The organism is Roseateles albus (genome assembly GCF_028595345.1).
Classification (GTDB): Bacteria; Pseudomonadota; Gammaproteobacteria; order Burkholderiales; family Burkholderiaceae_C; genus Paucibacter_A; species Paucibacter_A albus.
The window spans coordinates 20,654-41,593 of sequence record NZ_JAQQXT010000014.1 but is presented as its reverse complement, the minus strand read 5'-3'; the positions used below and the strand labels follow the sequence as shown (position 1 = coordinate 41,593).

General features: G+C 62.3%; 18 protein-coding genes. 12 read left to right on the top strand and 6 right to left on the bottom strand.

Translation table 11 applies throughout. From position 1 onward, the window contains the following. Positions 1-233: 233 nt before the first annotated feature. The 3 genes from PRZ03_RS19400 to PRZ03_RS19390 are packed head-to-tail and all read left to right on the top strand — an operon-like array spanning position 234 to position 2,867. The gene (locus tag PRZ03_RS19400) at positions 234-767 is read left to right on the top strand and encodes a hypothetical protein (RefSeq protein WP_263533434.1); all 534 of its coding nucleotides are present in this window, start codon (positions 234-236) and stop codon (positions 765-767) included. A 4-nt stretch (positions 768-771) separates the two neighbouring features. Next, complete coding sequence (locus PRZ03_RS19395) at positions 772-1,680, top strand: response regulator (RefSeq protein WP_263533433.1); 909 nt, start codon at positions 772-774, stop codon at positions 1,678-1,680. A 17-nt stretch (positions 1,681-1,697) separates the two neighbouring features. Next, the gene (locus PRZ03_RS19390) at positions 1,698-2,867 is read left to right on the top strand and encodes a hypothetical protein (protein ID WP_273601889.1); all 1,170 of its coding nucleotides are present in this window, start codon (positions 1,698-1,700) and stop codon (positions 2,865-2,867) included. A 63-nt stretch (positions 2,868-2,930) separates the two neighbouring features. Here PRZ03_RS19390 and PRZ03_RS19385 read toward each other — a convergent pair whose 3' ends face one another. Then, on the bottom strand, positions 2,931-3,215 hold the full coding sequence (locus PRZ03_RS19385) for a 2Fe-2S iron-sulfur cluster-binding protein (RefSeq protein ID WP_273601888.1): 285 nt from the start codon (positions 3,213-3,215) through the stop codon (positions 2,931-2,933). 94 nt (positions 3,216-3,309) lie between these two features. Between PRZ03_RS19385 and PRZ03_RS19380 the strand changes: the two genes are divergently transcribed. From PRZ03_RS19380 to PRZ03_RS19350, 7 genes are all read left to right on the top strand, one after another. Then, on the top strand, positions 3,310-5,190 hold the full coding sequence (locus tag PRZ03_RS19380) for a M3 family metallopeptidase (RefSeq protein ID WP_273601887.1): 1,881 nt from the start codon (positions 3,310-3,312) through the stop codon (positions 5,188-5,190). Between the two features lie 7 nt (positions 5,191-5,197). Further along, positions 5,198-5,707, top strand: a complete 510-nt coding sequence (locus PRZ03_RS19375; RefSeq protein WP_273601886.1) for a M48 metallopeptidase family protein — start codon at positions 5,198-5,200, stop codon at positions 5,705-5,707. A gap of 104 nt (positions 5,708-5,811) precedes the next feature. Then, a complete protein-coding gene (locus PRZ03_RS19370) occupies positions 5,812-6,741 on the top strand; it encodes a tRNA dihydrouridine synthase (RefSeq protein ID WP_273601885.1) in 930 nt (309 codons plus the stop codon). Continuing rightward, the gene (locus PRZ03_RS19365) at positions 6,738-7,130 is read left to right on the top strand and encodes a translation initiation factor Sui1 (RefSeq protein ID WP_263533427.1); all 393 of its coding nucleotides are present in this window, start codon (positions 6,738-6,740) and stop codon (positions 7,128-7,130) included. The genes PRZ03_RS19370 and PRZ03_RS19365 overlap by 4 nt, the downstream gene beginning before the upstream one ends. A 162-nt stretch (positions 7,131-7,292) precedes the next feature. Further along, positions 7,293-9,377 (top strand): TonB-dependent receptor plug domain-containing protein, encoded by a 2,085-nt coding sequence (locus PRZ03_RS19360; protein ID WP_273601884.1) that lies wholly within the window; start codon positions 7,293-7,295, stop codon positions 9,375-9,377. Further along, positions 9,374-9,988, top strand: a complete 615-nt coding sequence (locus tag PRZ03_RS19355) for a YfiR family protein (RefSeq protein ID WP_273601883.1) — start codon at positions 9,374-9,376, stop codon at positions 9,986-9,988. The genes PRZ03_RS19360 and PRZ03_RS19355 overlap by 4 nt, the downstream gene beginning before the upstream one ends. Next, a complete protein-coding gene (locus PRZ03_RS19350) occupies positions 9,985-12,576 on the top strand; it encodes an ATP-binding protein (RefSeq protein ID WP_273601882.1) in 2,592 nt (863 codons plus the stop codon). Before PRZ03_RS19355 ends, PRZ03_RS19350 begins: the two co-directional genes overlap by 4 nt. Before the next feature lie 11 nt (positions 12,577-12,587). Here PRZ03_RS19350 and PRZ03_RS19345 read toward each other — a convergent pair whose 3' ends face one another. Next, on the bottom strand, positions 12,588-14,345 hold the full coding sequence (locus PRZ03_RS19345; protein ID WP_273601881.1) for a sensor histidine kinase: 1,758 nt from the start codon (positions 14,343-14,345) through the stop codon (positions 12,588-12,590). Between the two features lie 204 nt (positions 14,346-14,549). Between PRZ03_RS19345 and dbpA the strand changes: the two genes are divergently transcribed. After that, a complete protein-coding gene (gene dbpA, locus PRZ03_RS19340) occupies positions 14,550-15,974 on the top strand; it encodes an ATP-dependent RNA helicase DbpA (RefSeq protein WP_273601880.1) in 1,425 nt (474 codons plus the stop codon). Between the two features lie 198 nt (positions 15,975-16,172). Beyond that, positions 16,173-16,442: a hypothetical protein gene (locus tag PRZ03_RS19335; RefSeq protein WP_273601879.1), complete on the top strand. Its 270-nt coding sequence runs from the start codon at positions 16,173-16,175 to the stop codon at positions 16,440-16,442. 16 nt (positions 16,443-16,458) lie between these two features. On the opposite strand, the gene PRZ03_RS19330 is transcribed toward PRZ03_RS19335, so the two are convergent. The 4 genes from PRZ03_RS19330 to PRZ03_RS19315 form a co-directional block, all read right to left on the bottom strand. Next, the gene (locus tag PRZ03_RS19330) at positions 16,459-18,246 is read right to left on the bottom strand and encodes a glutamine--tRNA ligase/YqeY domain fusion protein (protein WP_273601878.1); all 1,788 of its coding nucleotides are present in this window, start codon (positions 18,244-18,246) and stop codon (positions 16,459-16,461) included. 88 nt (positions 18,247-18,334) lie between these two features. Further along, positions 18,335-19,162, bottom strand: a complete 828-nt coding sequence (locus PRZ03_RS19325) for a LytR/AlgR family response regulator transcription factor (RefSeq protein WP_273601877.1) — start codon at positions 19,160-19,162, stop codon at positions 18,335-18,337. Further along, a complete protein-coding gene (locus PRZ03_RS19320; RefSeq protein ID WP_273601876.1) occupies positions 19,159-20,328 on the bottom strand; it encodes a sensor histidine kinase in 1,170 nt (389 codons plus the stop codon). The genes PRZ03_RS19325 and PRZ03_RS19320 overlap by 4 nt, the downstream gene beginning before the upstream one ends. Continuing rightward, the gene (locus PRZ03_RS19315; RefSeq protein WP_273601875.1) at positions 20,315-20,842 is read right to left on the bottom strand and encodes a DUF6622 family protein; all 528 of its coding nucleotides are present in this window, start codon (positions 20,840-20,842) and stop codon (positions 20,315-20,317) included. Before PRZ03_RS19315 ends, PRZ03_RS19320 begins: the two co-directional genes overlap by 14 nt. Positions 20,843-20,940 lie beyond the last annotated feature (98 nt).

The window sequence follows — 20,940 nt, the reverse complement described above, 5'->3', positions numbered from 1 at the left end:
CAAATCAACGGGGCCATCAACAAATTGCGCCGGCCACGCAAGAGGCAGGGATTATCCAGTGCCCGCCGCACCCGCTGCGCAGTTTTCGGGCGCTCGATTCATATCCCTGGATAGCGAGTATTGGTGAGCAAGGGCGCAGTGAAAGCCCAAACAGCCTGCCTAGCCCGTAACTCCTCGGCGTTTGCGGCGCGCCGGAATCGGTGCACACTGCGCATTCGCCACGGAGTGTTCGCGTGCAAGCAGCGGTCGTCGCAACAAAATTAACCGATGTATGGGCGGGCTTGAGCGGCAAGACCTGCCCTTTTGTCGCGGCCGCATGCTTGCCGAGTTTGCGCGCCGACGACGCCTGTTTTTCACTGCCCATTGCCGATTGCATCACCGGTTTTTCCAGCCACCCGCATGCCTTGGTTTTGCTGATGCTGGGCGCGGCCGATGCGCAAGCACTTGCAGCGGCCATGTTCGGCTTGCCCAGCGAGCAGCTGCAGCCCGCCGATGTGCAAGATGCCGGGATGGAGCTGTGCAATATTCTCAGCGCCTGTTTGCTGCAATGCCTGGAGGACAACAGTCTGACCAGTTTGGGTCTGCCCGAAATGCTCAGCCAGCCGCAATGGCAGGCCTTCAGTCATTCGGGCGAAACGCGCGCTTTGTTTGTTTCCGCTGACCAGGCCCAAAGGCTGGCGGTGATGCTGACCGATATTCATGCCCAAAGGGACGACGCATCCGCCAGCGATGCGAGTCAAGCGGGCGGCCTTTCTAGCGAGAACTAAAACCATGCAAACAGCCACACATGCTCCGCTGCGTGTCCTGATTGTTGATGACAGTCGGGCCATTCAAGCCATCATCCAGCGGGTCTTGCAAACCGGGGGGCTGGGGCCCTTGATGATCGAGTTGGCCATGGACGGGGAACAAGCGCTGCGTCTGGTGAGTGCATTTGAGCCCGACCTGGTGATCTCCGATTGGCATATGCCCAAGATCGGCGGCCTGGAATTGCTGCAGACGCTGCGCCAAATTGGCCGGCATGAAATCAAGGTCGGTTTCGTCACCACCGAAACTGCCACCCGACACCTCGATCAGGCACGCAGCAACGGCGCGCTGTTCGTGATCAACAAGCCCTTCAAGGACGAAGATTTGCTGCGTGAGGTGAAGAGCGCCTTGGCGCCGCGCTTGGCCGAGTTGCAAGCGCCGCCCGGTCCAGCGCCGGCCCTGGCTTCGGCCGAAGCGCTGAGCGGCCTGGTCAAGTCTTTTTTGCATGACATTCCGTTTCGGCTGATCCCCGCCCCGGGCCAGCAAATGAGCGATCTCAAGCTGCCCCACAACTTGGCCATGTATGTGGCGGCCGGCCACAAAACGCCGCATGCGCTGGGCGTGCTGGACGTCAACTGCTGCTGCATCCTGGGTGGCGGCGGGGCGCAGATGCAGCCCGCGCCGGTGAGGGCGTCCATGCAGGTGGGCGCGCCCACGGCCGAGATGATGAAGTTCGCCGATCAATTCATGCATTCCGCTGCGGGCCTGTTGGTCAAGTCCAAGGGCTCGCCCGAGGTGGCGCTGAAGGTGGCCAATTTGATGAGCAAACCGTTCGAGAAGATGGGGGCTTTAATGGCGCGCGGCCATGGGCGTAGCGACTACCGGCTTTCGGTGCCGGGTTACGGCGAAGGCCGGCTCGCTTTTGTGTTGATCTGATCCCGGAGACTTGCGAAATGGCGCTCACGCTTGAAAACCTCGCGGCCTTGTCGCTATTCCTGGCCAATGTGATTGTGATCATCGTGGTCATTGGCACTTATTGGCGCATGACCCGCTACGAGGAAAGTAATCACATCCATATCGTCAATGCGCTGCGGGAAACCCGCGAAGCCGGCCGAGCGATGAAGTCGGCCTCGAATGAATTGATGCGGGTGGCAGAGCGCGGTTTGGGCGGGGGCTCAGGGGGTGCCGGTGGAGGCGATCATTTTTCCCCGGCAGACATGCGTGGCTTGACCGAGTTGCCCTTGCTGATGCGGCAGTTGCTCAATACCTTCGGCTTGGACGGCAGCACGGATGCAGCCGGGGCCGACAAGGACGGGGTGGACCGTCTGCCCTGGCCCGAACATGCCAGCGATATGAATGAAGAGGGTCTGGAGGCGCTCAAGCGCAGCCACCGCAATGAGGTCGAGCGTATGGTGGCGCAGCGCCGCCGCGTGCAGCTGGAGTTGGCGCAGGCCCGCGAGCGGCTGGAGGAAAGCTCGCGGCTGCTCAACAACTTTCGCTCCCGGACCAGCCAGACACTCAATGACCAGGCCGAGATCAACGCGGCCCGTCAACGCGCCGAACAAGCGCGCGCGCAGATGCAGCAGTGGCAAGAGAAGCACGGCATGGCGGAAACCCGCGCCGAGCGGGCCGAGCGGACTGCCGCGCGCTTGCAGCGCGAGTTGGAGACTCTGGCCCTGAACCCCGACGCGACGGCGGCCAGCCCAAGCGTGGCAGCAGCAGCGGTGGACCCTGGTGCCTTGAAAAAGCTTGAGCGCGAAGCCAAGGCGCAGCGCGAGCAACTGGCGCAGGCCGGGGAGACGATCGAAAAACTGCGGCGCGATCTGGCTGTTTTGTCGGCCGACCCACCGCAACACGATGGGGAAGAGCCCGATCAAAACCAACCGAGCGATCTCGACGATGCCCGCAAGCATTTGGAGAAGGAGATCGAGAAATTGAACGGCCGGGTCGAGGAGCTTGAAGACTCCTTGCGCCGCAATTTGGTGGAGAAGAACTTCATCGAAGAACATTACCTGGCGGAAACCCGCAAACAGCGCGAGGAAGAAGCCGCCGCCTTGGAGGCTGCTGCCCTGGCAGCACCTGCCGCCGCGCAAGACGCACCGACTTCGCAAGCTCAAACCTGATGGCCTGAGCTTGAGCTTGAGCTTGAGCTTGAGCTTGAGCCTGAGCCTGAGCCTGCGGCTGGATCAGGCTTCGGTGGGCCGCAGCAAAACCAGGTCGCTGCGCGCCTGCGCGACGCAGGGCAGAAACCAGCCCTCGGCCTTTTCTTCGGCGCTCAGCCCCGGCCAGTCGATCACATAAGCGATCTCGCCTTCTAGAAGCCGGCATTGGCAGGCGCGGCAAGTGCCGTTGCGGCAGGAGCTCAGCAGCCCACCCCCACCTCTGAGCGAAGCGCGCAAGACCGTCAGGCCGGGCTCGGCCCAGAAGACGGAGGATTCGCCCGCCAGCGTGATTTTGAAACCTTTTGCCATTGCCATCATCATCCCAGAAATGCCGAAAATGCGGAAAATGGCCCGCAGGCGCTATGCTCTCGGCCCTCGCAGACTCCACAAGAGCATCGCCTTCATGCAGACCGCCCAAGCAACAGCCCGTGCATTCTTCCAACAACTGAACAGCGACTACAACGCGGTCCACAAGACCAAGGAAGACCTGTTTTGGGCCACCTATATGGCCACCAGCGACGACCAGGCCGGTTTTGCCGTGGCCGAAGGCGCTTACAAGGATTTCATCTCCGATCCGGCCAAACTGAGCCGTACGCGGGACCATATCGCGGCGCTGCAAGCCTTGCCTGTGGCGGAGCAAGACGCGCCACTGCTGCACGGGCTGAAGGGCTGGCTGGCGCTGTTCGAGGCCAATATCATCGACAACGACGCCGCACGCACGCTGATGAGCGAGATCATTCAAGCTGAGGCGGCTCTGTTTGCCAAAAAGCGCGATCTGCAGCCCACGCACCTGAACCAGCAAGGGCAGATGGAAGTTGCCTCGCTGACGATGCTGGCCACCAATTTGGCGACCAATCCGGTTGAGGCCAGCCGGCGCAGCTCGTTTGCGGGTTTTCAAGAGATCGAGCATTGGGTCTTGGCCAATGGCTTTTTAGAGCTGGTCAAACTGCGCAATCGCTTTGCGCGTGCGCTGGGCTTCGACAACTATTTCGAGCTCAAGCTGCGCAAGAACGAGCGCATGACGCCGGCGCAGCTGAGTGCCATCCTGGATGACTTTGTCGCCCGCACCGATGAAGCGCATGCGCGCACGCTGGGCCATCTGCAGGCCCGCCACGGCGCGGACGCGTTGGCGCCCTGGAATCTGCGTTTTTATTCCAGCGGCGACGTCGTGCGCCGCATGGATGAATACATGCCTTTCGGGCCGGCCTTGCGGCGCTGGGTCGAATCGTTTCGGCGCCTGGGCATTCAGTACCGAGGGGCGACCATGCAGTTGGATCTGCTGGAGCGCAAGGGCAAGTATCAAAACGGCTTTTGCCACGGGCCTGTGCCCAGCTATGTGAATGAGCAGGGCGAGTGGGTGCCGGGGCATATCAACTTCACCGCCGAGGCCAAGCCCGACCAGATGGGCAGCGGCCTGCGCGCCATCAATACCTTGTTCCACGAGGGCGGCCACGCCGCGCATTTCGCCAATGTGGCGCAAAACTCGCCTTGCTTCTCTCAGGAGTTCGCTCCGACCTCGATGGCTTATGCTGAAACGCAGTCGATGTTCTGCGACAGCCTGCTCGGTGATGCCGATTGGCTCAAGCGTTATGCCAAGAATGCGGCCGGTGAGGTCATCCCTGATCAGCTGATCCATGACCGCATCGCCAGTAGCCAGCCCATGCGAGCTTTTGATGAACGTTCGATTGCGGTTGTGCCCTATTTTGAAGCCGCGCTCTATGCCATGGCTGATGAGGAACTGACGGCGGAGGCAGTGCTGGCCTTGGCCCGCGCGACCGAGCATCGGGTGCTGGGTGTGGTCAGCCCACGCCCATTGCTGGCGATCCCGCATCTGCTCAATCAAGAGTCGGCGGCCAGCTACCAGGGCTATTTGCTTGCCCATATGGCGGTCTATCAAACCCGAGCCTTCTTTTTGCGTGAGCATGGCTTTCTGACCGACAACGGAGCGATTGGCCCGCTCTTGGCCGAGCATTACTGGCAGCCCGGCAACAGCATTGACCACGACGCAACGCTGCGCAGCCTGACCGGCGAGGGCTTCTCGGCCCGCTATCTGGCCGAGGCTTGCAACCAGTCGGTTGAATCTTGCTGGGCTCAGGCGCAGGCCAGCTTGGCTGCAGCGGCAACGCGCGCCTATTCCGAGGCGGTGCCGGCCACGCTCGATGCGCATATCCGCATCGTCCACGGCGAACAGTTGCTGGCCGACAGCAGCGCCGGCGAAGCCGCCATGTGTGAGCGTTTTGAGTCCTGGATCGGCGAAAACTACGAAGTCCCCGCAAAACCCTAAGGTCGCAGTGAAGTCATTGAAGTATCTGGCCGGCTATCCGGCCGAAACTCTGCAGCAAGTTCAAGCCCTGATCGACGCCGGGCGGCTCGGTGAGCTGCTGGCGCGTCGCTACCCGCTTGGGCATGAGGTCCGCAGCGACAAAGCCTTGTTCGACTACACGCAGGACTTAAAGCTGCGCTATTTGCGCAATGCCGAGCCGCTGAACAAGGTCTGTTTTGATGCCAAGCTCAAGGTCATTCAGCATGCGCTGGGCACGCACACGCGGGCCTCTCGCGTGCAGGGCAACAAGCTCAAGGCCAAGCGCGAAATCCGTATCGCCGGCCTGTTCAAGGAGGCGCCGGCCGAGTTCCTGAAGATGATCGTCGTGCACGAATTGGCGCATTTGAAGGAGCTGGATCACAACAAGGCTTTTTATCAGCTCTGCCAGCATATGGAGCCTAGCTACGGGCAGCTGGAGTTCGACTTGCGCCTGTATCTGACCCAGCAAGACATTGCCGCCGCGCAGGAGCAGGCATGATGGGGTCGAGCGCCGGGCCGCCCCTAGCCGACCCCCATCCCCTCGGGGGACCGCCCGCCCTTCCTGACGTCCGCGGTGGGCGAGGGGTCATTCTTCTAGCACCTATGGAAGGGCTGCTCGATCACATGCTGCGCGATGTGTTGACCCGCGTCGGCGGCATCGACCGCTGCGTGTCCGAGTTCATCCGCATCACCGATCGCTTGATGCCTAACCGTGTATTCACGCGCATCGTGCCTGAACTCCTCAACGGCGGCTTGACGCCGGCCGGTGTGCCGGTGCGCGCGCAGCTGCTGGGCTCGGACCCGGTCTGCATGGCGGAGAACGCAGGCAAATTGGCGGCGCTCAAGCCCGCCGGGATTGACTTGAACTTTGGCTGCCCGGCAAAGAACGTCAATCGGCATCGGGGCGGGGCAGTGCTTTTGGATGAGCCCGAGCTGATTTTGCAGATCGTCAGCGCCGTCAAGCGCGCGATGCCGCCTGGCATGCCGTTGTCGGCCAAGATGCGGCTGGGCTATATGGACGACTCACGCACGCTCGAATGTGCGCAGGCCATGGTGGACGGTGGCGCCGAGGAGTTGGTGATCCATGCTCGCACCAAGGCTGACGGCTACAAACCGCCCGCCTACTGGGAGCGCATTGACGCGGTCAGAACGAAGGTGGAGGTGAGCGTGGTCGCCAATGGCGAGGTCTGGACGGCTGCCGATGCACGCGCTTGTTTGCAGCAGTCCGGCTGCAGCGCCCTGATGCTGGGGCGCGGCATGGTGGCCGACCCAGGTTTGGCGCTGGCCATCTGCAGGCCCGCTGCTGCCGCCTTGAGCTGGCAGGAGCTCTTGCCCTTGATGCGTCTGTTTTGGGGCCAGGTGATGGTGCATATGCCGGCCAAACACCAGGCCGGGCGGCTCAAGCAATGGCTGCACTATCTGCGTCGCCGCTACCCCGAGGCCGAGGAAGCCTATTTGCGCGTGCGCACCATCAATTCGCCGTTTGAGTTGCACCTGCAACTGTTCGGCATGCCAGCGGAGGCCCCGATATGAAATCCAACAAACCCTTGAACGGTCTGGGCGCATTGGGCGCTTTGAGCGGTCTGGTCTATTCCACCGAAACGGGCCGCACCTGCCCCGATTGCCGCCAAGCCAAGGCCGACTGCCGCTGCGGCCGCCCGGTGTTACCCAAGGGGGACGGCGTTGTGCGCGTCTCCCGCGAAACCAAGGGACGGGCCGGCAAAGGCGTCACCCTGGTCAAGGGCGTTCCGCTGGATGCCGAAGGGCTGGTCGCCCTGGGCAAGGAGCTGAAGACCGCATGCGGCTCGGGCGGCACGGTCAAGGACGGCGTGATCGAGGTGCAGGGCGACCACTGCGAGCGAGTGGTCGAGCTCTTGAAGAAAAAAGAGCCCAAGTGGCAGGTCAAGCGCGCCGGCGGCTGAGCCGGCAAAGAATCGGCTGACCCTCGGTACACCACCGGCAAATAGCTGGCAAATAGCTGGAAAACGCCCCCTATATCGCCGCTTCCCGACAATGGTATTTTTACCCCTTTGCAGGTCGGCGCTATAGACTTGAATCCTGCTCATTCGCGGGGTCGGTCCATCATGAAGCACCAAGGATTGCTGCGGTCGTTCACCTTGATCAGCTTGGGAGCCCTCGGTGCACTTCAGGGGCGTGCGGCCTCTTTGTTGGACCTGGACATTGACGCTTTGTCGCAGCTGGACGTGCGCAGTGCGACCGGCTTCAAGATGCCCGCACGCGAAGCGCCGGCGATCGTCTCCATCGTCACCGCCTCTCAAATCGAGGCTATGGGCGCGCGTACGCTCGAAGAGGCCCTGACCGGCGTGGCCGGCTTGCACATCTCGCCAAAGAATCGGCAGCCGCTGTTCGTCATCCGCGGTATGTATACGTTTGACAACCCGCAGGTCTTGGTGACGCTGAACGATGTGCCGATCAACCAGGTGTTTACCGGCGCTTTGGGGGCTGGCGTGCGCTTGCCTCTTGCCGGTGTAGAACGTATCGAAGTGGTGCGCGGGCCCGGTTCCGCCGTCTTTGGGGCCGATGCCTTTGCGGGCGTCATCAATATCGTGACGCGCGACCCCATGCGCGAACCCGAGACGGCCGCAGGTGTCAGCGCCGGCGCCTTCAACTCGGCCGGGCTGTGGGCGCGCAAGACGAGCAAGTTCGCCGACTGGGGCTTGATGCTTTCGGCCGAGGTGCAGCGCAGTGATGGTGACCGCGCACGCCGCATCCCGGCCGATCAGCAGACCGAGTTTGACGGTATTTTTGGCAGTCAGGCCTCACTCGCCCCGGGGGCGCTGGATACCCAGTACCGCTTGAGTAATGTGCATGTCGAGCTGGCCCGTGCGGACCTGCAGCTGCGCCTTTGGCATTACCGCGCCGACAAAATGGGCGCCGCCTGGGGTATTGCCGGCGCATTGGATCCCAGCTCGCAATCCGAGGCGCGGCAGTCCTTGGCCGAGCTGCGCTGGCAGTTGCCGGGTGGCAGCGACGCGCTGCGCTCGGTGCTGAGGGCGTCTTGGGGCCAGCATTGGTTCGACGCAAACTACCGCGTCTTCCCGGCCGGTGCGGTGTTGCCGGTGAATACGCGTGGCGAGCTGTTCGGCGCGGGCGAGTCAAGCCTGTTCACCTTCAAGGACGGCGCAATCGGCAACCCCGGCTCAGAAGAGAACAGCTACCGCTTGGACTGGGAGTCGCAGTATTTGGGCTGGGATGGCCATCGACTGAGGCTTGCTTTCGGGGTGAACCGGCAAGATTTCCATGCCTGGGAGAGCAAGAATTTCAGCAATGGCGGGCCTGTTGGCATCCTGGTGGATGTGACCGGCACGCCAGCTGTTTATGCGCCCGATCTGTCGCGCAGCACGCGTTATATGTCGCTGCAAGATGTGTGGCGGCTGAATGACGCCGCTGAGGTGACGCTGGGCCTGCGCGCCGACCGTTTCAGTGACTTTGGCACGACCATCAACCCGCGTGCTTCGCTGGTGTGGCGACATGCGCCCGAGTTGGTCAGCAAATGGCTGTATGGCAGTGCTTTTCGCGCGCCGTCCATGAAGGAGCAGTTCGTCGCGTCCAACCCGGTGAACATCGGCTCAAAGACCTTGCGCCCGGAAAAGGTCGACACCCTGGAGTGGCAAATCGACTGGACGGCGGGGCCCACCTTCAATCCGCGCCTGGCCCTGTTCTATTACGAAATGAAGGACTTGATTCGACTCGTCCAGGGCACTTACAAGAACGTGGGCGAGTTATCGGCGCCCGGCGTCGAGTTGGAGCTGGATTGGCGCGCGACGGAGAGTTCGCGCTTGGCATTCAACTACGCTTATCAGCGGGCCAAAGACGGCAATGGCGACCCCGCGCCTTTTGCGCCGCGTCACAGCCTGAGTTTGAGCCTGGATCAGCGTTTGCTGCCTTCCTTGACAGCGAATGGGCAGGCGCGCTGGGTGGGGGACCGGCCGCGACCCGCGGGCGTGACAAAGTCGCCTTTGCCGGCCTATGCCTTGCTCGATCTTGGGCTGCGTTGGCAGGCGCCGGGCGAGCCCTGGTCTTGTTCAATGGGCCTGAAGAATGCGCTGAATGCCCGTGCCACTGAGCCACTGGACTCGCAGGCCATACCGGGGGATGCACCGATGCCGGGTCGGGAGTGGCGACTTGATTTCAGGATGGCGTTTTGAGCTGGGCCAAGCCAAGTTGCAAGCAAACATGTAAAGCGAATGCACGTCGCTTGCATCTGGGTGTGTTGTGGCTGTTCGCTTGGATCGGCGCAGCCCTGCAGGGTCAGGCTGCCTATGCCGCGCCCGATGAATTGCCCAGCGAATACCGCCTGAAGGCAGCGTTTCTCTACCGCATCGGGCAGTTCGTGGAGTGGCCCGAGACCTCGCAGCGCACTGGGGATGCGGCATTCACCATCTGCGTGCTGGGCAGCAATCCCTTCGGGGAAAGTCTGCGCGAGCTCAGCACCCGTTCCTTGGGCGCGCGCCCGATAGCTTTGCTCTACCCCAGCTCGGCCTCCGAAGCGCGCCTGTGCCAGATTGTCTACACCGATCTCCCGACCAAGAAGACCGTGCTTGAACTCAGTGCCCTGTTGGCCGACTCGCCCGTGCTGACCGTGGGAGGGGCGGCCCAGTTTGTCGACGCGGGCGGCGGTATTGGGTTTGTGGTGGTTGACGGCAAGCTGCGTCTGGAGATCAATCTGGACGTGCTCAAACGCGCCAATTTGAAGCCCAGTGCCAAGCTGGTCGAGGTTGCGGTGCGCACCGTTGGCGGCGCGAAAGGGCGGCCATGAAGCGGCTGGCGAATATGCCGATTCGCAGCCTCAGCGTCATGCTGATCATGGCGGTATGCGTGGGCACCTTGCTCTTGTCCAGCCTCATTCACATTGCCTACGAGTCGCGCAACGCAAAGCAGGCCTTGGGGCTTGAGCTCACCACGGTGGCTACATTGCTGGGCAACCGCAGCACGGCGGCGATCGCCTTTGATGACCGCAAGACCGCCAACGAGAACCTGGCCAGCTTGCGCGACGTGCGGCATGTGGTGCTGGCCTGCCTTTACGGCGATCAGGGCGAGTTGTTTGCGCAGTACCAACGTGATGACCCCTCGGTGGCGCCGAATAGGCGCTCTATGTGCCCGCCAGCACCGCCGCCGGAGCAAGATTTATTGCAGATTCAAGCCGAGGCTATCCGGGTGCGCTTCCCCGTGAGCATTGACCAACAAAGGTTGGCGCAGCTGTTCATAGATTCCTCGCTCGAAACGGTCAACGCGAGCATCCTGAGGCAGTTGAAGTTGCAGATCGGCGTGGTGCTGCTGGCTGCGGTGTTGGCCCTGTTGGCGGCCTTGCGCATGCAGCGTTTGATTTCTCGCCCGATTCAAGACCTCAGCGGCGTGGCCAGAGCTATCGTCAGCACACACGATTATTCCTTGCGGGCAAGCCCGGCGGGTCCTGTCGAATTGATCGCGCTGGCGAGTGCTTTCAATCGATTGATCGCCACCATCGAGCAGCAAAACGCGGAGCTTGAATCCGGGCGCATCGCCGCGCTGGGCCGCTTCGAGCGTTTGCGTGCCGACCAGGCGGTGCTGTCCGAACTGGCCAAATCATCGGCCGCTACGGGCGCCGATGTGGCCTTGTTGGCGGGTCTGATGTGTCGGCGTTTGCTGGGCTTTTTTCAGCTGGGGCGCGTCAGCGTAGGCGTGCATAGCGAGGCCGATGGCACTGACTGCTTCGAGACGGCCAGCAAAGCAGCAGGCAGCGTCGCCGCGCAAAAGGCGGGTGAGGGCGTTTTGCGCCTCGGGATTGCTCACTGGGCTGCCAGTGGCGAGCGCTATTTGGCCGTGTCTGACTGCGCCTCGGAGTCGCGTCTTGGTCCGAATGAGCAGCTGCTGCTGGGCGCCTCCGGGCCGGCAAGCTTTTTGTGGGCGGCTGCGGGCAGCAGCCAATCGGGGCAGTTGAGCTATGTCTGCTTTGAGGTGTTCGGCCCTGAAACACGCAGTTGGAGCAGCGACGACATCGCCCTGGCTTGCGAGCTGGCCGACCTGATTGCCTTGGTCGAGCGAGACAGTCGCCGTCGCCGTGCCGAACGCTCTTTGCGCGCCAGCGACGCTTACAACAAATTGCTGTTTCGAGAGTCTTGTATGCCGCAAGGCATTTTGGATCCGACGGCGATGCGCTTTGTGGATTGCAACCGGGCCGCTTTGGCCGTGTTCGGGTTCTCGCGGCCTGCACAGTTGTTGGGTTTGTCGCCCGCCGAGGTTGCGCCGGCCTTGCAGGCCGATGGCGGGGCTTCTGCCGACTTGTTGGTGGCGCATATTCGCGCGGCCTTGCATGGCGAGCTCAGTGTTTTTGAGATGCAACTCTTGCGCGCCGGGCAGCCGCCCTGGGAGGCGGAAGTGCATCTTGACCGCTTTGAGTCCGAGACGGCCACGCTGGTGCAGTTCAGCTTGATCGATATCTCGACCCGGGTGCAGGCGCAGCGCGCGATGGCCTCTCTCAATCAGGAGTTGGAGCTGCGGGTGGAGCGGCGCACTGCCGCCTTGTCCGACGCCAATCAACAGCTCTCCGACACCTTGGAAACCTTGCAAGAAACCAAGGACGAGTTGGTCCGCAATGAGCGGCTGGGCTCGCTGGGTGCCTTGGTGGCTGGCGTTGCGCATGAGCTCAATACACCGATAGGCAACAGCCTGGTGGTGGCCTCGACGCTGCAAGACGGGGCCGGCACGCTGGCCGCAGAGGTGGCCGCAGGTACGGTGCGCCGCTCCAGCATGGCGAGCTATCTCGACATGGCCAAGGAGAGCAGTGCCCTGCTGATGCGCAATCTGCAAAGGGCGGCCGAATTGGTGTCGCGTTTCAAGCAGATGGCGGCGGACCAAACAAGCGGTCAGCGCAGGCAATTCGAGCTGCGATCGACGGTGGAGGACATGGTCAATGCCCTGCAATCGCAGTTTGCTGCCACACCCCACAAGCTGCTTGCCGACATACCCGCTGGCATCCACATGGACAGCTGGCCCGGTGATCTGGAGCGCGTGTTGACGCAACTGGTGGGCAATACCTTGGTGCACGCGCATCAGGGTGAGAAGGCGGGCTGCACTCGAATCAGCGCCAGCTTGCATGACAAGGGGCAGCGTGTGCGTTTGATCGTTGCCGACGATGGCCGGGGCATTGACCCCAAAAGCCTGCCGCGCATTTTTGATCCCTTCTTCACCACGCGCTTGGGCTCGGGCGGCAATGGCCTGGGCTTGCACACGGTGTTCAGCTTGGTCACCAAGTCCTTGGGCGGGCGTATCTCGGTCGAGAGTGAGCTGGGCCAAGGCAGCCGCTTTATTGTGGATGTGCCCTGCGTCGCGCCCCAAGCCTCGCAGTACCGAGACTTCCCACATTGAAACGGCCAAATTCAGGCGCTTAGCAAGGGCACGGTCAAGGTGAATCTGGCGCCATGGCCGAGTTCGGATTTGACCACCAGGCTGCCATGCATCGCCTCGGCCAAGCCGCGTGACAGGGCCAAGCCAAGGCCCGTGCCGCCATGCTCGCTGCTGATTTGCGCATTGGCCTGGCGGAATTTCTCGAAGATATGCTCCTGCACTGCCAGCGGAATGCCGGGCCCGGTGTCATCGATATGAAAGGCCAGCAAGCCGTCCGAGATGCGCTCTACCGATAGCGTGACGGCGCCGCTAGCAGTGAATTTGATCGCGTTGGAGAGCAGGTTGTTGAGGATTTGCTTCAGGCGCAAACCGTCGCAGCGCAAATGGCTTGGCGCGTTTTCATCCACCCGTACCTCCATCTCCAGACCCTTGTTGCTGGCGCTGAGGGTGAAGAAGTCGGCACAGCCCTGCACCAGGGGACGCAGCTCATGCTCTTCCAGCGCCAGTTTCAGGCCTCCGGCCTCGACCTTGGAGAGATCGAGAATCTCGGTCAGCAAGGTGTTCAGGTGCTCGGCGCCTTTGCGGATCAGGCCGGCCTGTTTGCGGAATTTGGGGTCCTCCAGGCGCTGTTCCATCAACTCGGCAAAACCGCGAATGCTGGTCAAGGGGGTTCGCAGCTCATGTGACATCGCGGCCAAAAATTCGCTCTTGGTCTGATTGGCGGCATGCGCCTTGGCTTCGCTCGCGCGCAGCGCTGCCATGCTGTCGTGCTGGCGGCGCAGGCCGGTCAACAGAGTGGCGGCGGCGCCTATGATGGCGGCCGACAGCAGCAGGGTCAGGCCGAGGGCAACATTGCGAAAATGGCGCCATTCGTTCAGCGCTTCGTCCAAGCCGGTTGAGACCAAGAGGTAGAGCGGGTAGTTGTCGACCTGGCGGGAAATGATGATTCTGCTCACGCCATCCACCGAGCCCGTACCAATGAAGTTGGCCTCCTGTTTGCCCAAGCCCTGGCGGGCGAAGATCGAATCGGCCGGTATTGTGAGGACTTGCTTGGTACTTTTGCCGTCAAGCACTCTGGCGCGAATGTTTAGATCATTGCCTACCAGCGTCATCGCCCCCTGATGACCGAGGTCGACCCGGCGGTAAACCTCCTCCAGATAGCCGGGGTCCAGCGAGGCGACCACCACGCCCAGAAAACGGCCATCGGCCGCGACGATGCGGCGGGACAGTTGAATCGTCCAGACTTGCGAGACCTTGCCGAGCACCGGTTTGCCGACAAAGAGCCGATCCGGCTCCGCCAGGCGTGCAACTTCGGGCGGCTTTTGCCGGGGCAGATGGATCTTGATGTGTTCGCGCTCGGACAGGTCCATGCGCTTGCTCTTGCTGCCGTCGGGGTCGAGATTGCTGGCGACCATCAGGCCATCGGCATCGACCCAGGCCATCTGCACCAAGATCTTCGGCGTCAGCCCGGTTTCATTGGCGTAGCGGATCAAATCCTCACTTGATGCCTTGCCCACTGCGACCTGATCGCGCCAGCGAATTGTGGCCTGGTCGATGGTGGCCAGCAGCCGCTCGGTTTGCGCGTCGAAGACGCGGGCCAGATTGGTGTTGGCTTTGATCTGGCTGTCGAGTTCATCCTGGCGCAGCACCAGAATCAACGCGATGACAATGGCCCAGGCCATGACCAGCGCCAAGATACAACCGCCGATGATGGTTCGCCGCAGTTTGGCGCCCGCTTCTGGGGCGTCGCTGGGCGGCTTTGGGGCGGCTTCGGCGTCTGGTTGGAGCATGGACACATCCCTGTGAAGACTTGTGGCTTGAATTTGGCCAAGCGATCGGCCGGGCAGCAACTTGTTTGCGCTCTTGATAGTAGACATCTTGCCCATTGCCTGGCCAGTGAACTGGCCGGTGATTCAAGGCTTGATGTTCTGTTCGCGCCGCGCTGGGTGCGGCCCGCAAGCGCTCTCAGCGGGCGGTGCAGGGATAATCGCGCAATGAACGCACCCCTGAACGACAAGCTCTCCTTCGCTCAACTCCCCTTGAGCGCCGCCATGCAGGCCAATCTGGCCCAGCTCGGCTACACCGAAATGACGCCCATCCAGGCTGCCAGCCTGCCGCTGGCGCTGGCGGGGCAGGATCTGATCGCGCAGGCCCAAACCGGCAGCGGCAAGACCGCCGCTTTCGCTCTGGCCCTGCTGCACAAGCTCGACGCAGCGCGCTTTGACGTGCAAGCCTTGGTACTGTGCCCGACCCGCGAGTTGGCCGACCAGGTCACGCAGGAGATCCGCCGCCTGGCGCGCGCCGCCGACAATATCAAGATCCTGACCCTGTGTGGCGGCTCGCCGATGAAGCCGCAGATGGATAGCTTGGGCTTCGGTTGCCATATCGCCGTGGGCACGCCGGGCCGGGTGATGGATCATCTGGAGCGCGGCAGCCTCAATTTGAGCGCACTGAACACGCTGGTGCTCGATGAAGCCGACCGCATGCTGGATATGGGGTTTTTCGACGACATCGTCACCGTCGCCAAGCAAGCGCCGAAGAAGCGCCAGACCCTGCTGTTCTCGGCCACCTACCCGGAGGGTATTGCCAAGCTGAGCGCCCAGTTCATGCGGGACCCCAAAGAGGTCAAGCTCTCAGCGGCTGCGCAACAAGCGCCGACTAGCATTCGTCAGCTCGCCTTCGAAGTGACGGAAGGAGAGCGCCTGCATGCGGTGTCGCTGCTGCTGAACCATTTTCGCCCGGCCAGCACGATCGCGTTTTGCAATACCAAGGCGCAATGCCGGGATCTGGTCGATGTGTTGGTGGGCCAGGGTTTCGTCGCGATGGCCTTGCACGGCGACTTGGAGCAGCGTGACCGCGATCAGGTGCTGATTCAGTTTGCCAACCGCAGCTGCTCAGTCTTGGTGGCGACCGATGTGGCCGCACGCGGCCTGGACATTGCTCAGCTGGAATGCGTGATCAATGTCGAGGTCACGCCGGACATGGAGGTGCACACCCACCGCATCGGCCGCACCGGCCGCGCCGGCGCCGATGGCTTGGCGCTGAGCCTGGCCAGTCTGGACGAGATGGGCCGCATCGGCCGCATCGAGCAGATGCAAGGCTATGTCTTTGTCTGGCAAAAGCTTGAAACCCTGATCCCCGCTCCCGGCAATGTGATGCAGCCGCCTATGGACACGCTGCAGATTCTGGGTGGTCGCAAAGAGAAGATCCGCCCTGGTGACCTCTTGGGCGCGCTGACCGGCGAGGCCGGCTTCAAGTTCGAGCAGGTCGGTAAGATCAATATCACCGAATTTCACAGTTATGTGGCGGTGGAGCGCAGCATTGCCCGCGAGGCCGTCAAGCGGCTGTCCGAGGGCAAGATCAAGGGGCGCAAGGCCAAGGTGCGGCGCATGGCCGATTTGGCCGATCTGGCCGACTGATGCCCTACTGATGCCCGACTGATGGGCGCAAGCCATAGCCGGTTTGTGTGACATTTTCTTGTCAGCAAAAGTCTTAGTCCACCGCGAGTGTTCTTCCGACGTTATTTCGAGACGTATGCACATGGCCTCCCCCTCAGATGGGGTCTAGTCTTCAAACATGCGGACCGAGATCATGGTGACAGCTCAGGAGTACTCAAGATGGACACCACCCAATTCATGCAAACCAGTTTTAAACCCAAGCTTGCCCAAGTCCCTCAAGGGGAGCAAGCGGATCAAACTAACGATCAATTCGAGCTGCGTTTCCAGTCGCTCTTCCATTCGGGCAAGGCCTTGGCCTTCCCCTGCGACTCGCAGGGCGACGTGATGCTGGACCTGTTGAGTGCCAGGGCGTTGGAGAACTATTTGTTCGCCCGCGCCGTGGTGGGGCATGAGTACGCGAACCCGGTGATCCAGGTTCGCGAGGACTAAAGCCGCTGACGCCGTTCTACTTCGACCAGCCGTCCTTCAGCCCGGTGATCTTGTTGAAGACCGGTTTGGCAGCTTGATGGTCAATGCGGTCGGCGACGAAATAGCCATGCCGCTCAAATTGGAAGTGAGCACCGGCGGCAACCTGCGCCAATGAGGGCTCCAGATAGGCGGACACGACGCGCCGACTCTGCGGGTTGATGAAGGTCAGGAAGTCGGCGTCCCCGCTGTCCGGCTGCTCCACGGTGAACAAACGGTCGTAGAGCCGCACCTCGGCCTCGACCGCCTCGTGCACGCTGACCCAGGTGATCGCACTCTTGACCTTGACCGCGTCTGCGCCCGGTGTGCCGCTCTTGGTGTCGGGCACCACGGTGGCCAGCACGGCGGTGATCTTGCCCTCGGCGTCTTTCTCGCAGCCGGTGCACTCAATCACATAGCCATATTTCAGCCGCGTCTTGTTGCCGGGGTAGAGGCGGTGATAACCCTTGACCGGTACTTCCATGAAGTCATCGCGCTCGATCCAGACCTCATGCCCGAGGCTGAATTCGCGCTGCCCCAGTTCAGGGACATTCGGATGCGCCGGTGCGCTGCTGTGCTCCACATGGGCGCTGCTGCCGAACAACTCGGCCCAGTTCGTCAACTTCAATTTGAGCGGGTCCAGCACCGCGCAGGCGCGCGCGGCCTTGCCTTCTAGGTCGGTGCGCAGGCAGCCGTCCAGCACCGAGTAATCGAGCCAGGCATTGCTCTTGGTCACGCCGGTGGCCTCGACCATCGCTCTGATGCTGCTGGGTGTGTAGCCGCGTCGGCGCATGCCGACTAGCGTCGGCAGGCGTGGGTCGTCCCAACCGTCGACATGACCTTCGTCCACCAATTGGCGCAGCTTGCGCTTGGAGGTGACGACATAGGTCAGGTTGAGGCGGCCGAATTCATATTGATGCGGCAGCGGATGGGCCAGCAAGCCCCCATCGGCCAAATGGCCGAGCAGCCAGTCATAAAACGGCCGCTGATCTTCGAACTCGAGCGTGCAAAGGCTGTGCGTGATGCGCTCCAGCGCGTCCTCGATTGGATGCGCGAAGGTATACATCGGGTAGATGCACCAGGTATCGCCGGTGTTGTGGTGGGTGGCGCGGCGGATGCGGTAGAGCGCCGGGTCGCGCAGATTGATATTGGGCGCGGCCATATCGATCTTGGCGCGCAAGACCATGGCACCGTCCGCATGCTTGCCGCCGCGCATTTCTTGGAAACGGGCGAGGTTTTCGGCCGGGCTGCGGTCGCGGAACGGGCTGTTGACGCCGGGGCGGCCGAAGTCGCCGCGATTCGCTCGCATCTCCTCGGGCGTTTGCTCATCCACATAAGCCAGGCCGGCCGACACCAGATACTCGGCGGCGCGGTACATGAAGTCGAAATAGTTGCTGGCGAAGAACAGGTGCGAGCTGCCGCCCGCGTTCCAGTCCCAACCCAGCCAGGAGACCATCTCCTGGATCGCGTCGACATATTCCTGCTCTTCTTTTTCCGGGTTGGTGTCATCAAAGCGCAGATGGCAGATGCCGCCGTAATCCCGGGCCATGCCGAAATTCAGGCAGATGCTCTTGGCGTGGCCGATGTGCAGATAACCGTTCGGCTCGGGCGGAAAACGGGTGCGGATCTTGGCCGCATCCAGCGGGCCGGCCGCATGGTGGGCGGCATCGCCGGGCGTGCCGGCGAAGTGGCGCTCGGGCTGCCCAGTCTGTGCCAAATCCCGCTCGATGATGCTGCGCAGGAAGTTGTTGCTGAGGGCGGGCTTGTTGTCGTCGGACGGATGAGACATCGGGTAGGGGCAGGGCAGCGGGGCTGCGCCGTCAAAGTGGCAGGTTTGCACCGATTTTATCGGTCTAAGCGTCAAGCCCCGTCCAGGGCTACATGCCTTTGAACAAATGCGTGTACATGCGGCTGACGCTCAAGCGGTCTTTGCTGCCATGCAGGTGCAGGCTTAGCTTGCCGGCTTCGTCGCGCACGGCCCGGTCAATCGCGTCGGCGCGAACGACCACGCTACGGTGGACTTGCCAGAAACGAGTGGTGTCGAGCTGGGGCAATAGCTCGCGCAGAGATATGCGCACCAAATGCTCTTTCTCTGCGGTCAAGACGCGCACATATTTGTCCGCCGCTTCGAAGTACAGCACCTCTTCGACCGGCAGCATTTTGATGACGCTGCCCTGCGCTATTTGCAGCAGGCGCAAGGGCGGCTGCCGCGCTGCAGCAGCTGGTGCTGTGGCGCCGAGCAGCAGGCGCAATTGCTCGACGGCTTGATTGATTTTGTCATCAGCTTGCTGTGCCGGCTGCTCCGCGTTGTGGGCCGGCCGAAGGGCCAGGGCCGCCTGCAGACGCTGGCAGGTCAGCGCCAGGCGCTCGGGCTGCACCGGTTTGAGTACATAGTCGACGGCGGCGCGCTCGAAAGCCTGCAGCGCATATTGGTCATAGGCGGTGACGAAAACCAGCAAGGGAAAGGGTTTCCCCTCGGGCCAGTCCTCCGCCATCGCTTGCGCCGCTTCCAGGCCGCTCAAGCCGGGCATGCGGATGTCGAGGAAGCAGATGTCGGGCAAGAGTCGCAGTGCGGCGTCCAATGCCGCCTGGCCATGCGGGGCCATCGCGACGATATGCAGCTCCGGCCACAGGCGCGCCAATTCCTGGCGCAGGCTTTCGGCCAACAGGGACTCGTCTTCGGCAATCAGGGCTGTGGGTTTCATGCGGCTTGGATGGGGATTTGGATGGTGACGATGGTGCCGCCATCGGCGGCTGGGGCAAGCGCCAAACTGGCTGCGGCGCCATATTGGGTCGCGAGGCGTTCGCGCACTTGGTGCAAGCCGAACTGCGTGCCTTCGTTTGAACTGCTGGCGCTGGCCGCCTGGCTCAAGCCCACGCCGCTGTCTTGCACGACCAACAGCAATAGCTGGCCCGTACGGCGCGCCGAGACGCGCAGCTCGCCGCCGTCGACCGCCGGCTCCAGCCCATGTTTGATGGCGTTTTCAACCAGCGGCTGCAAGAGCAGCGGCGCGATGGCCAAGTCGCCCAGTTCGGCCGGCAAATCCAGCACCGGCCGCAGCCGGCTCCCCATGCGGATTTGCATCAGGGCCAGATAGTCGCGCAGGCGAGCGAACTCGTCGCGCAAGGGGTGGCTGCTGCTGCGCGAGGCATTCAGGGTGGCGCGCAAAAAACCAATCAGCTGGTCCAGCATCGCTTGCGCACGCACCGGGTCCAGACCGATCAGCACGCGCAGATTGGCCAGGGTGTTGAACAGCATATGTGGCTCGAGCTGCGACTCCAGCAGGCGCAGCTTGTTCTCGGCTGCCAGGCGCTGGGCGGTCTGTGCGCGCAAATTGGCTTCGTCCAAGTGGCCGCGAGCGACGAAGTAGATCGTGATCAAAATGCCCGGAATCAGGGCGATCAGCAACATGACCGTCCCGCGACGCAGCCCGGCGGTGAGTGGGTTTTTGTAGTTATTGCCCAGCAGCCAGTTGCCGGCCTCCATGCCGATGCTGAAGCCGGCCAGCGTGCCGAGCAACAGGATGCACATCATCAGAGGCCAGCCTATCCATTTCTTGGCGGGCTTGCCGCTGCGCGCACGCAGACGGTTGCTCAGCATGGAGGCGATGTGGGTCAGCGTCTGAATAATGCTCGAGCAGCCCGCGCTGATCAGCAGTGTGTAGACGAACTCGGATTTGAAAGTGGCGCTAAATTTAGCCCAACTCGCGCCAGAGATCAGCAAGAAGATGAGGTTGACAATCAGCGCAATCGCCAGCACCAGCAAGGCTTGCCTGAGCAACCACAGCCAACGTTTGCCGGCGTAATTCTGGAAGTTGAAGATTGAGCCATTGGCCGACGGGGGCTCAGGACTAGGATCAGGAAGCTTCAAGTTGGCCTTCAATCATTGAGTTGCTGCTGTTCAGAATATTGCGCGAACGACCCAAGAAGGCGCCGCCGAACGCGCCAAACAAAGCGCTGAAGCTGCTGGCGAAGGCGCTGGAGTCGAGCAGCTCGGGCTGCAGCGCCGCGCTCATGCCGACCGCAAACTTGGCCATGAATATGCCCAGCATCAGCGCCAAGGGCAGCCAGCTGCCGGGTACAAAGAACTGGCCGCGGGCGCTGTCGAAGCGGCAGCCACCCGGCCAGCCGCTGCGGCGCACCAGCATCTGGCTGGCGACCAGCCCAAACACCCAGGCCAAGACCGCCCCGGCCGAATAGCCGAAGCTGCTGACGACGCCCCAAACACCATAGGCCAGCCAGATCGTCGGCACCAGCATCAAGCGGCGCCTGGCCATCCATTGGTCGCGGCTTTGCAGCAAGCCCATCATCAAGATCAAGGCCAAGATGGCCCAGACAAAGGTGGGAATATGGCCGAAGATGTCAGTGATGTCGGGCGTTTGCATGCTTGAGCTGGGCGTTGGTTTGAATTGGCAATGCCCGTATTCTTGAGGCCGCGGCAACGCAAGGGCAGCCGCTTGCGATCAAACGCTGCCCTCTGGTG

What these genes read in the sequence shown, in the direction of transcription:
- PRZ03_RS19395 (WP_263533433.1), top strand. Translation starts at nt 772, where the DNA reads ATGCAAACAGCCACACATGCTCCGCTGCGTGTCCTGATTGTTGATGAC.
- PRZ03_RS19390 (WP_273601889.1), top strand. Translation starts at nt 1,698, where the DNA reads ATGGCGCTCACGCTTGAAAACCTCGCGGCCTTGTCGCTATTCCTGGCC.
- PRZ03_RS19385 (WP_273601888.1), bottom strand. Translation starts at nt 3,215, where the DNA reads ATGGCAAAAGGTTTCAAAATCACGCTGGCGGGCGAATCCTCCGTCTTC.
- PRZ03_RS19380 (WP_273601887.1), top strand. Translation starts at nt 3,310, where the DNA reads ATGCAGACCGCCCAAGCAACAGCCCGTGCATTCTTCCAACAACTGAAC.
- PRZ03_RS19370 (WP_273601885.1), top strand. Translation starts at nt 5,812, where the DNA reads ATGGAAGGGCTGCTCGATCACATGCTGCGCGATGTGTTGACCCGCGTC.
- PRZ03_RS19365 (WP_263533427.1), top strand. Translation starts at nt 6,738, where the DNA reads ATGAAATCCAACAAACCCTTGAACGGTCTGGGCGCATTGGGCGCTTTG.
- PRZ03_RS19360 (WP_273601884.1), top strand. Translation starts at nt 7,293, where the DNA reads ATGAAGCACCAAGGATTGCTGCGGTCGTTCACCTTGATCAGCTTGGGA.
- PRZ03_RS19350 (WP_273601882.1), top strand. Translation starts at nt 9,985, where the DNA reads ATGAAGCGGCTGGCGAATATGCCGATTCGCAGCCTCAGCGTCATGCTG.
- PRZ03_RS19345 (WP_273601881.1), bottom strand. Translation starts at nt 14,345, where the DNA reads ATGCTCCAACCAGACGCCGAAGCCGCCCCAAAGCCGCCCAGCGACGCC.
- dbpA (WP_273601880.1), top strand. Translation starts at nt 14,550, where the DNA reads ATGAACGCACCCCTGAACGACAAGCTCTCCTTCGCTCAACTCCCCTTG.
- PRZ03_RS19335 (WP_273601879.1), top strand. Translation starts at nt 16,173, where the DNA reads ATGGACACCACCCAATTCATGCAAACCAGTTTTAAACCCAAGCTTGCC.
- PRZ03_RS19330 (WP_273601878.1), bottom strand. Translation starts at nt 18,246, where the DNA reads ATGTCTCATCCGTCCGACGACAACAAGCCCGCCCTCAGCAACAACTTC.
- PRZ03_RS19325 (WP_273601877.1), bottom strand. Translation starts at nt 19,162, where the DNA reads ATGAAACCCACAGCCCTGATTGCCGAAGACGAGTCCCTGTTGGCCGAA.
- PRZ03_RS19315 (WP_273601875.1), bottom strand. Translation starts at nt 20,842, where the DNA reads ATGCAAACGCCCGACATCACTGACATCTTCGGCCATATTCCCACCTTT.